The organism is candidate division WOR-3 bacterium (genome assembly GCA_016926475.1).
GTDB lineage: Bacteria > SDB-A > SDB-A > SDB-A > SDB-A > JAFGIG01.
Window position 1 is genome coordinate 1 of the sequence record JAFGON010000028.1, and the last position, 11003, is coordinate 11003.

Annotated in this window: 12 protein-coding genes; 7 read left to right on the forward strand and 5 right to left on the reverse strand. The window is 40.2% G+C overall.

Features of this window, described 5'->3' with window-relative positions; translation table 11 throughout:
* The first annotated feature begins 312 nt into the window (after positions 1-312).
* Positions 313-684 (forward strand): GxxExxY protein, encoded by a 372-nt coding sequence (locus JXA84_02855; GenBank protein MBN1150143.1) that lies wholly within the window; start codon positions 313-315, stop codon positions 682-684.
* A gap of 548 nt (positions 685-1232) precedes the next feature.
* Here the strand turns inward: JXA84_02855 and JXA84_02860 are convergent.
* From JXA84_02860 to JXA84_02870, 3 genes are read right to left on the reverse strand one after another with little or no spacing between them, the layout of a single operon-like run.
* Positions 1233-2423, reverse strand: coding sequence for an FprA family A-type flavoprotein (locus JXA84_02860; protein ID MBN1150144.1), 1191 nt, complete (start codon positions 2421-2423; stop codon positions 1233-1235).
* 15 nt (positions 2424-2438) lie between these two features.
* Positions 2439-2993 carry a rubrerythrin family protein gene (locus JXA84_02865; protein MBN1150145.1) on the reverse strand — a complete coding sequence of 185 codons (555 nt, stop codon included), beginning with the start codon at positions 2991-2993 and terminating at the stop codon, positions 2439-2441.
* Positions 2994-3013: 20 nt separating this feature from the next.
* Complete coding sequence (locus JXA84_02870; GenBank protein MBN1150146.1) at positions 3014-3400, reverse strand: transcriptional repressor; 387 nt, start codon at positions 3398-3400, stop codon at positions 3014-3016.
* 109 nt (positions 3401-3509) lie between these two features.
* Here JXA84_02870 and JXA84_02875 point away from each other — a divergent pair, with 109 nt between their 5' ends.
* Genes JXA84_02875 through JXA84_02890 form a run of 4 tightly spaced genes read left to right on the forward strand, consistent with a single transcriptional unit; the run spans position 3510 to position 7758 of the window.
* Complete coding sequence (locus JXA84_02875; GenBank protein MBN1150147.1) at positions 3510-4805, forward strand: KamA family radical SAM protein; 1296 nt, start codon at positions 3510-3512, stop codon at positions 4803-4805.
* Between the two features lie 6 nt (positions 4806-4811).
* Positions 4812-5807 carry an ATP-grasp domain-containing protein gene (locus JXA84_02880; GenBank protein MBN1150148.1) on the forward strand — a complete coding sequence of 332 codons (996 nt, stop codon included), beginning with the start codon at positions 4812-4814 and terminating at the stop codon, positions 5805-5807.
* Positions 5804-7153 carry a DUF3887 domain-containing protein gene (locus tag JXA84_02885; GenBank protein ID MBN1150149.1) on the forward strand — a complete coding sequence of 450 codons (1350 nt, stop codon included), beginning with the start codon at positions 5804-5806 and terminating at the stop codon, positions 7151-7153. Before JXA84_02880 ends, JXA84_02885 begins: the two co-directional genes overlap by 4 nt.
* 14 nt (positions 7154-7167) lie before the next feature.
* Positions 7168-7758, forward strand: coding sequence for a DUF4126 domain-containing protein (locus JXA84_02890; protein MBN1150150.1), 591 nt, complete (start codon positions 7168-7170; stop codon positions 7756-7758).
* 11 nt (positions 7759-7769) lie between these two features.
* On the opposite strand, the gene JXA84_02895 is transcribed toward JXA84_02890, so the two are convergent.
* Entirely contained in the window at positions 7770-8024 is a 255-nt protein-coding gene (locus JXA84_02895; GenBank protein MBN1150151.1) for a GlsB/YeaQ/YmgE family stress response membrane protein, read from the reverse strand.
* A 91-nt stretch (positions 8025-8115) separates the two neighbouring features.
* Here JXA84_02895 and JXA84_02900 point away from each other — a divergent pair, with 91 nt between their 5' ends.
* Both JXA84_02900 and JXA84_02905 read left to right on the forward strand, forming a co-directional pair.
* Positions 8116-9084, forward strand: coding sequence for an SDR family NAD(P)-dependent oxidoreductase (locus JXA84_02900; GenBank protein MBN1150152.1), 969 nt, complete (start codon positions 8116-8118; stop codon positions 9082-9084).
* A gap of 59 nt (positions 9085-9143) precedes the next feature.
* Positions 9144-10358, forward strand: a complete 1215-nt coding sequence (locus JXA84_02905; GenBank protein MBN1150153.1) for a glycosyltransferase family 39 protein — start codon at positions 9144-9146, stop codon at positions 10356-10358.
* On the opposite strand, the gene JXA84_02910 is transcribed toward JXA84_02905, so the two are convergent.
* A partial coding sequence (locus tag JXA84_02910) for a hypothetical protein (GenBank protein MBN1150154.1) occupies positions 10267-11003 on the reverse strand: 737 nt, incomplete at its 5' end. The genes JXA84_02905 and JXA84_02910 overlap by 92 nt on opposite strands.

Here is an 11003-nt window from a genome sequence, read left to right on the forward strand (position 1 = left end):
AATTTCTACCACGAAGTTATAAAATTTGTGATACAAATTTTATAAAGAAATATTTCTTTATGATTTTCTTCACTTCGTGAAGGAAAATTGTATTCAATTTTCCCTTCGTGGAGGTGTAAAGCAGAGTTTTCCACCCTTCGTGGTTGATATCTTTTTTATCTTTTATTTTCAATTTATTCAAAGACCAAATACAATTATTACCACGAAGGCTGGCTTATTTGCATATGGCAAATAAGCCAGCTACACGAAGGAGTAAATCATAAATGATTTACTCTACACGAAGTTGAGAGTATAAATTTTTAAGAGAAAATCATGATTTTTGACGAGTTATCAAATAAAGTTATTAATTGTGCTATCGAAGTTCATAAAAATTTAGGTCCTGGATTATTAGAATCAGCTTATGAACAATGTATGTCTTTTGAATTAAATCAAAGGGGTATTCCTTTTAAAATTCAATACACATTACCAATAGAATATAAAAAAATAAAAATTGATTGTGGTTACAGAATTGATATTTTAGTTGACGATAAAATAATCATCGAATTAAAAAGTGTAGATAAAATATTATCAATTCACAAAGCTCAACTTTTAACATATATGAAACTTGCAAAAATAAATATTGGATTACTTATTAATTTCAATGTGAGTAAAATAAAAGATGGCATTATAAGATTTGTAATTTAGCTTAAGTCTATAAAGATTTTTACCTTTATTATTTTTAACTTCGTGTAGGACAAATCAATTTTGATTTGTCCCTTCGTGCAGGTGGGAAGCTATGCTCCCCACCCTTCGTAGTTGATATTCTTTTCTTTTATTTCTCTTAGACTTTTTTCTTATCCATCAACTTTCGTGTAGGACAAATGTAATCATTTGTCCCTTCGTGCAGGTGGGAAGCTATGCTTCCCACCCTTCGTGGTTAATATTCTTTTCTTTTATTTCTCATAGACTATTTTCTTATCCATTAACCTTCGTGTAGGACAAATGTAATCATTTGTCCCTTCGTGTAGAAAAAATGTTTACATTTTTTCCTTCGTAGTTGATATTCTTTTCTTTAATTTCTCATAGATTTATATCTTATCTATTAACCTTCGTGTAGATGAATTGCTTGCAATTCATCCTTAGTGCAGAAAAAATGTTCACATTTTTTCCTTCGTGGTGGATATTCATTTTATTTTTCTCTTATCTTTTAACCGCAGTGAATATTCTTTCTTTAATTTTTATTTGACCTAATATCAGTTCAAACGCTCGTTTATCTTTTTCCCCAAATCCCTACCGGCTTCGAAGCATTTTTCCAATATTTCATCATCCGGTTTGTAAGCCGCTTTTATTTCCGAGATCACTTCAATGGACATGGATTCGAGAAAAGCCTTCAGCTGTCCCGTCGCTTCTCCGCTCCAACCGTGTGATCCGAACACAATTCCGTATGGCACGCTGAATTTCAGGCCTTTTGCATAGGAAAGAGAATCAAAAAGAGAAGGGAAGGCATTGTTGTTTATTGTAGGTGAACCGGCCAGAAGAGCAGAAGATTCGAGGAGTTCAGCCGCAACATCGCTTCTGTTGCTCGACTGGAGATTTAAAACCACGGTGTGAATGTTTTCGGATCTGAGTCCGTCCTCGAGATGTTTAGCCATCATTTCCGTGCTCTTCCACATGGTTTCGTAGATGATTACAGCTTTTTTCTTTTTTTTGAGCCGTGCCCATTCCGAATACATTGACAGTACTTCGGAGAAATGTTTTTTGTCTCTCCAAATCGGTCCGTGATCCGGAGCGACGAGCGAAAAATCCATGCCGGCGAGTTTGTTCAGAGAAGCGGTCACCTGTTTTCCGTAGGGTGTGATTATGTTAGAGTAATACTCTGAAATCCTGTTTTTCAGAGTTTCCCAGGACAGTTCGTCGTCGAATCTCTCGGAGGACGCCAGATGCATTCCAAAAGCGTCCTGAGAAAAGAGGATTTTCTCGGGTAAAAGATAGGACACCATGCTGTCGGGCCAGTGAAGCATTGGTGTAACAAAAAAATCGAGCGAGGAATTTTTAAGGTCAATTCTCTCTCCGTCCTTGATTTCCGTTGTTTCAAGACCAGGGAAATATTTTTTTAGAGTTTTCACTCCGTTTGGAGACGCGAATATCTTTTCCGGAAGGACTTTTCGCGCAGTTTCAACTAGCGAGCCGGAATGGTCGGGTTCGGAATGGTTTGACACTATGTAGTCTATCTTTTCAGGATCGACGACGTATTTTATCCTCGACATCATCTCTTCTTCGAATCCTTTTTTAACAGTGTCTATCAGCGTAATTTTATCTGCGAGTATTAGATAGGCGTTGTAGGTCGTTCCGAAATTCGTACTGTAACCGTGAAAATATCTGAGTCCCCAGTCAATCGCTCCGACCCAGAAAACTTTTTCTGAAATTTGTACGGATTTGTGCATTTTGTTTCCTTTATTTCATAGCTTTTCGAACCATGCCTGAGGATGGTCGCACGCAGGGCATTTTTGAGGTGCTTCTTTTCCTTCGTGAATAAATCCGCAGTTCAGACACCTCCACTCCACTTTCTCGGGTTTGCAGAACATTTTGTCTATGTCTGAATGGAGCTGTCTGTATCTTTTTTCGTGGAATTTTTCCGCGACTGAAATGTTCTTCCAGACCAGGGCGATTTCATTGAAGCCCTCTTTTTCAGCTGTTCCGGCAAATTCCGGATATAGAATTGAATGTTCTTCGAGTTCGCCTTCCGCCGACAACAGAAGGTTTTCTTTAGTCGTGCCTATTTTACCGGCGGGAAATATTGCGGTAATTTCAAGGGGACCGCCTTCGAGGAATTTGAAAAATCTTTTCGCGTGCTCTTTTTCCTGGCGGGCGGTCTCTTCGAATATTGCCGCTATTTTTTCAAAGCCTTCTTTCTTGGCCTGTTTTGAAAAAAAATCGTAACGATTACGGGCCTGAGATTCTCCGGCAAAAGATTTCAAAAGGTTGATTTCCGTTTTAGTTCCTTTGACTCTCACTTTTCCTCCTTTGGTTTAAATCATTCTTCTTTTTCAGACATGGAACAGACCGGGCAATAGCCCTCTGCGAGAACAGAGCGTCTTTTGATTTTATAATTGTTTTTTATGTCAGAAAAAATTTCATTGTTGGGACTGATATTAAAATCGATTATGGACCCGCATTTCAGGCATACGAAATGACCGTGAGGAAAATTGTTTCCGTCGTACCTTTCAGAACCGTCCAATGCCTTGATTTTTAGTATGTCGCCGCTTTCAACAAGATAATCGAGATTTCTGTAAACTGAAGCAAGACTGAGTTTTTTATAGAAAGGTTTTAAAAGAGTGTAAATTTCTTTTGCCGATGGATGAAAATCTGTTTTACTCAACAAATCCAACAATATATTTGAATAGCTTCTTTTTCTTCCCACAAGATAATGGTAATCTTTATCATAAAAAAAGCAAGCGGAAAATAAAATAACTCTTTACTTTTTACTAAAAAGTATTATATATGCTCTAAATTTTTAAAGGAGTTTGAAAGTGGAAAAAGAAACAAGAGTTGCGGAAGAAACAGAACCTCCCAATTCGCAGAAAGAGACTTTACAAAATGAAGAGACCGAACCTCCCTCGCAAAAAACACGGGAAGACTACGGTTATTACGGCGTAGACGAGTATCTGACCGCTCTTGCGGCCTATTCCAAGAAAGAGCACGGATACGGAAGAATACCTTCCAAAAGACTTAAATTCATAAAAAATTATTTCCCCGATATCAGCATCTCTGAATGGAACGACTGGAAATGGCAGATCAAAAACAGCGTTAAATCTGCCGAAGAGCTTTCTAAATTCGTCAATCTGACGGAAGAGGAATTCGCATTCATAGAAAAAAATCAGAGCATTTTACCCCTGAGAGTAACGCCTTATTACGCGAGCCTTCTTGCGGGAACAACATTGGCCAACCCTTTGACCCGCTCTGTGGTGCCGATCGCCGACGAAACTGTTTTCTCTCCGGACGAGGAGAACGATCCGCTTTCCGAGGAACTTCAGAGTCCTGTCGAAAACCTGGTTCACAGGTATCCTGACAGGGTTTTGTTTCTCGTTACCGGTTTCTGTTCGACATACTGCAGGTACTGTACGAGATCGAGATATGTCGGAGAAAACCACAAATGCGAAAACAGGAACAGGACCCACGAAAATGCTTTTGAATACATAAAAAATCACAAAGAGATCAGGGACGTCATAATATCCGGCGGAGATCCGCTGACGTTGCCCGACGAGACGCTTGAAAAAATTGTGTCAAGAATAAGACAGATTCCTCACGTCGAGATAATCAGAATCGGGACAAAAGTGCCCGCTGTTCTTCCTCAGAGGATTACGTCAAATCTGATAAAGACGCTGAAAAAATTCAATCCTCTTTACATAAACATTCACTTCACTCATCCGGAAGAGATTACTGAGGAGACTGCAGCTGCATGCAGACGCCTTGCAGACGGCGGATTTCCTTTGGGAAGTCAGACGGTTTTGCTGAAGGGTATCAATGACTCGCCTCTCATACTTAAGGAGCTCTTTCACAAACTTCTCGCCGCAAGGGTCAGGCCTTACTATCTCTACCAATGTGACAAGGTTTTGGGAACCTCTCATTTCAGAACTGAAATAGAAGAAGGTATTGAAATCATTAAACAGCTCAGAGGCTTCACGAGCGGTTTGGCTATGCCGAATTATATAGTCGATTTGCCTAAAGGCGGCGGAAAAATTGCCCTTCTGCCGAATTACGTCAAAAAGGAAGAAAAAGGCAATTACACATTCTGTAATTTCAAGGGCGATACATACGGGTACTGATTTTCTATGATTGTAGGCATGACTTACGATCTAAGGGATGAATACCTTGCTGAAGGCTATTCTCCTGAGGACACTGCTGAACTCGACAGTCAAGTGACGATAACGGGTATTGAAAATGCCCTCAAATTGCCGGGTCACGAAGTAAGACGCATAGGCAGTGTTAAAAAACTTATAAAAGCTCTCTCAAACGGCGAGACATGGGACATTGTGTTCAATATCTCGGAAGGCATAAAAGGAACAGGCAGAGAGGCTTTGGTGCCCGCCATTCTCGATCACTTCCAGATCCCTTACACATTTTCCGGGCCGCTCGTGATGACGACAACACTCGACAAACCAACGGCAAAAATAATCGCCCAAAAAGCTTCGATTCCGACGCCGGATTTTTTTGTCGTCCAGGATGAAAAAGATATCTTGGATAAGGCTGGAAAATTGAAATACCCTTTGTTCGTCAAACCTGCGGCAGAGGGCTCTGGTAAAGGCGTGTCCGTCACATCTATCGTCAGAAACCGCGAAGAACTTCTGAATGAATGTTCGAGGCTGAAAAATCTTTTCAGACAGCCCGTCCTTGTGGAAGAGTATTTGAGCGGAAGAGAATACACCACCGCGGTAGTTGACGGACCACAGGGCATTGAAATAATAGGCACCGCAGAAGTGATTTTCAATGAAAACGCCGAAGGCGGCATTTATTCATATTCTAACAAGGAAAAATACGAGACCAGAGTCAGTTACGAAATCCAAACGGGCGAAAAGGAAAGAGAATGCGCTGAACTCGCTAAAAAAGTCTGGGACGCTTTTTCGTGCATGGATTGCGCGAGGATTGATTTCAGGGAGAACGAAAACGGGAAAATCGAATTTTTAGAGATAAATCCCTTGCCCGGCCTGAATCCCATGCGTTCTGATCTGCCCATAATTGCAGGAAAAGTTAATTTGGATTATAATGACTTGATAGTTAAAATATTGGATAGCGCAATAAACAGAACTTTTAAAAAGGAACAAAAATGAAAATCTGTCGCCTGACATTTGTATTTACGATTCTTTCGTTAATTTTTTCCTGTTCCAAAAAGCCTGTCGAAACAGAGACAAAAGACCTGCAAAAATTCGCCATCGAACTCGTCGAATTCGTCGATGCTGGCGATTACGAAAATGCATCGGCGATGTTCGATTCTGCGATGACTGAAGTATTCCATGAAGAAATGATGAACCAGTCCTGGCAAGTAATTGAAGCCAAATTCGGGGAAATCGGAGAACTCATCGAATCGAGAACGGAATCCGTTGACGGATACGACATTGTTTTTCTGATATACAATTTCACAAAATCAAAGGTTGAAGTAAAGGTCGTTTTCGATTCCGAACAAAAAGTTGCCGGATTTTTCGCATATCCTTTGGAGGTTTCGGCTATAAAGCCTCTGCCAGCCTACATAGACACGTCAGCGTTCACTGAAAAATTAATTGAAATAGGCGAAGGGGAGTGGGTTTTGCCCGGAACCTACACGATTCCGAAAAACACAGAGAAATTCCCGGTTGTCATTCTCGTTCACGGCTCTGGACCCAACGACAGGAACGAGACGATGGGACCAAACAAACCTTTCAGGGACATAGCGTGGGGTCTCGCGTCAGCCGGTATAGGCGTTTTGAGATACGACAAGAGGACTTATATCTATCCTGAAAAAGTGATTGAAATGTACGACGAATTGACTCTGGAAGATGAAACGATTGACGACGCCTTGTCTGCCGTCGGGTATCTTTTAAAAAACACATGGATAGATTCTTCTTCGATTTATATTGCCGGACACAGTCTCGGAGCGATGGCAATCCCCGCCATAGCATCCAGGGTGCCAAACCTCGGTGGATTCATAATTATGGCCGGCAATACGAGAAAGCTTGAAGAACTGACACTCGAGCAGGTGAACTACATATTCGGACTCGATTCTTTCACTAAAGAAGAAAGCCTGTACATTGACACTCTTAAAGCAAAAATAGCCAATATCAAAATGGTTTCCGAAGACACTGTAATATCGCCGGAGGATTTGCCTTTCGGCGTTTCTCAGGTTTATTGGGCTTATCTGGAGAATTACGATCAGTTGGCCGAAGCCGGAAAAATAAAAAAGCCGGTACTCGTAATCCAGGGCGAAAGGGATTATCAGGTTACGATGGTGGATTTTGCCGGCTGGAAGTCAAAACTCGGGCATCTCGGGAATTTTTCTTTCAAATCATATCCTTATCTCAACCACCTTTTCATGGAAGGTGAAGGCAGGAGCACACCTGAGGAATATATGATTCCGAATTACGTTTCAGGCGAAGTCATTTCTGATATAATTGACTGGATAAAGACAATAGAGCAAAAATAAAAAAAGAGGTGAATTTGCACATTGTTTTGGGTGTTCTGATAGGCATAGGTCTCAGCGCTTCCTGCGGTTTCAGGGTTTTCGTGCCTTTTCTTGTGATGAGCATAGCTGCCAAAGCCGGTTTTCTTACTCTGTCGCCGGGATTTGTCTGGGTTTCTTCGACCCCGGCTTTGATCGCTTTTGCGGTGGCGACTGTACTTGAGATAGCGGCGTATTACGTTCCTGTTATTGACAACATTCTCGACTCGGCGGCAATGCCGATTTCATTCGTCGCGGGAGCCGTGGTGACGGCATCGTGCGCTGTCGAAGTTCATCCGTTTTTAAAATGGACAATGGCCGTCATAGCCGGAGGCGGAGCCGCGCTTACGATTTCAGCGGCGACTTCTTTCATAAGAGGGGTTTCGACTACGGTCACAGGAGGATCCGCCAACGCCGTTATCAACACTGGCGAAACGGTTTTCTCCGCCGTGATGTCTGTTCTGTCAATAGTGATGCCTGTATTCGCTCTTGCGACTCTTATGGTTCTCGTCATAGTAGCCGTGGCAATAATAAAAAGAAGACGGAGTAAAAACGAAAAAAAATGTGAAGAGTCGCTAATCAAACTTTGAATTTTGAGTCTTTATTTGCCCTTTCTTCCTATTCCGACCAAAATAAGAAGCACGAGAGATCCTATTACTGCGACTCCGAAGCTTTTTAAGCTGAAACTGAAAGAAAACACGTCACCAGTGATAAATTTCATTATGAAACCGCCGATGAAAGCGCCGAGAACGCCGACGATAATGTTTATCAGGCATCCCTGTTTTTTATTTCCCATTATGAGACTTGCAATCCAGCCGGCTATCCCGCCAAAAATTACCCACACAATGAAGTTCATTTTAAATCCTCCTTAAAATTTGTGTTGTCAGACTTATAGAGTATATATTATAGAAAATAAAAGCTTTTCAGACAATAGGGAGATTAATAGGTTGAAAAACATTCTTCTGACAGGCGCGGCTGGTTTTATTGGAATGGAAACGGCAAAAAAACTTCTCGGCGAAGGATTTTCTGTCGTTGGCATAGACAACCTAAACGATTATTACGACGTAAGACTTAAAACAAAACGACTGGAAGAGCTCGCCGGCAATAAAAATTTTGTCTTTTACAAGATCGACATAGAAAATTTTCAAGACCTAAAAAATTTGTTTTCAGAGAACAAGTTCGACGCAGTCATAAATTTAGCGGCGAGAGCCGGAGTCCGGTACAGCATCGAAAATCCTTTTATCTACGTGACGACAAACACTTTGGGAAACACAAATCTTCTCGAGCTCTCCAAGCATTACGGAGTGAGTAAATTCGTTTTGGCTTCGACTTCATCTCTTTACGCGGGACAGAAAATGCCTTTTGTCGAGACACTCGAGGTAAACACTCCGATATCCCCATACGCTGCGTCAAAAAAAGGCGCGGAAATGATGTGTTATACCTACCATTATCTTTTCGGCCTAGACACGACAATACTTCGTTTTTTCACGGTTTACGGACCATATGGGAGACCCGACATGAGTGTCTTCAAATTTTTCAAATGGATAACTGAAGATAAACCAGTAGAAATATACGGCGACGGATCACAGAGCAGGGATTTCACGTACGTAGAGGACATAGCAAGAGGAGTCGTATCGGGCTTGAAACCTCTCGGATTTGAGATAATAAACTTTGGAAACAACTCCCCCCATAAATTATCCGAAATGCTTGAATTAATAGAAAAATTCACGGGAAAAAAGTCGGTAAAAGAATATTCGGAGTTCAGAAAAGAAGACATGATGGCTACTTATGCAGACATAACTAAAGCAAAAAAGCTTCTTGACTGGTCTCCGGAGTATTCACTTGAACAGGGCATTGAAGAAACGGCTAAGTGGTGGAGAGAAAACCAGAACTGGCTCGCGGATATTAAAATTTGACCCATTGGTTTTATCCTGAAAAATTATTTTACCCCTTAAAAAACAGATATTTTTTTCTGTTGATTGTAATTTCAATAATTACATTTACAGCGAGAGTTTTCTATGTTTTGAAGATCGGGGAGATTACGAGCTCTGAAGACTTCAGAATCGCAATAAACATATCAGAGGGAAATGGGTTTATTTTCAATCAGGATGTCGGTCCGACAGCCTTAAAAGCTCCTCTATATCCTTATTTTCTGTCTTTAATTATGATTCTTTTCGGCTCAAAGGCTCTTTTATCAGCTGTTCTTATACAGCACGTCATTTTTTCTTTGACCCCTTTTATAATCTATAAATCAGGAGAATTGCTCGAAAACAAAAAATTTGGTTTTGTTTGCGCTACAGTTTTCGCTTTGTATCCCGCTTTTATCAGCTATCCGAACACAATAGAAGTGGCGAGTATATCTATACCTTTTGGTGTTCTTACTCTTTATTTAATCCTGCTGTCGGTAAAAAGAAAACCTAAGGTCGTAATCCTTTCAGTTCTATGCTCTGCATTATTATGCCTTTTACAGCCCATGTTTTTTATCATACTTATACTTTTGTATACTTTTTTGCTCATCAAAAGAAAAACAAAGCTTGAGTTCTGGGCTTTTATGATTTTTTTATTGACTGTTTCTCCATGGGTAATCAGAAATTATGTCACTTTCAATAAGTTCATATTCATAAAATCCCCTTTTTGGCAGAATGTATACACAGGTTATATGCCCGACTATCATAGGAAAGAAGAATTCGACATCGTCCCCGACAGTGTTAAGAAAAACATAGATGAGGACAGAAAAATCTACAACGACGTGGAAATGGAAGAAAGATACAAAAACGCGGTCCTGCCCATAATCCGTTCTAATATTGGTTTGTATATAAAAAAATCTTTTTCCCAACTATTCTGGCTCTGGTGGTCTCCTCCGAAATACAGCGGCAACATATCTTTTGCCGTTTTTCGCATGTTTCCGCTCTCTCTCATATATATTTTTTCTATTTTTGGGCTTAAAAGGATTTTCTCAAAAGAAAACAGAAAATTTTACACTGCAATTTTATTCACAATGGTTTATTTTTCGGTTGTCTATGCCCTGACTTTCGCTTTAAATGTCAGGTTCAAACTTGAATTCGAATGGTTGCTGTTTTTTGTTGCGGCGCAGGGATTTATTTTATTACAGCGACTGAGTCGCCCGGAAAAAGATTCGAAATCTCATTGCCAGGTTCAATCCCAATTGTCTGAATCCCGCCGTCCGTGAGAAGATAACCTAAGACATCAGATCCGTTTCTGAAAGCATAAGCTCCGCCAATGTTGTCTTTGATATCGAGGATATAAATCTTTTCTACCTCGGGTTTCGCTTCATATATCTCCAAGACTTCGTCGGATATTCTCTTTGTATAATCAGAGGTTTCAATCCAGGGAATCTGTGATTTTATCAGAAAAAAGAGCAGGAAGAAGGGATATAAAATCCTTAAAATCATTAACTTTTTCGGCAACTGGAATAAAACAATAGATGTGGTGACTGAAAAAAAGACCAGGGGCAAAAACAGAAACCTCTGACCACTGCTGAACATCGTTAAAACAGGAAGAAATGATATTAGAGTAAGGGCTATATAGACTCGGGTATTTTTGATTTTAATGAAAACAAATCCAAATATTAAATATCCCAGCGCTATCAGGATTGATAAAAAAGGATTGGCTAAAAGAAATTTTATCACTCCGTGAGTTCTCATGTTTATGAGAATGGAATTGTAGTCCAGAGGAAATAGAAGCCCGTTGAGCAAATAAGTGAAATTCTTGACGATATTGAATCCAATTTTCAACTGGTAAATTTCATTTGCCGGCATAAGCAAACCGCGATTTCTCAGACATAAATACAGAAATAAAATTATTGAAAAATGCA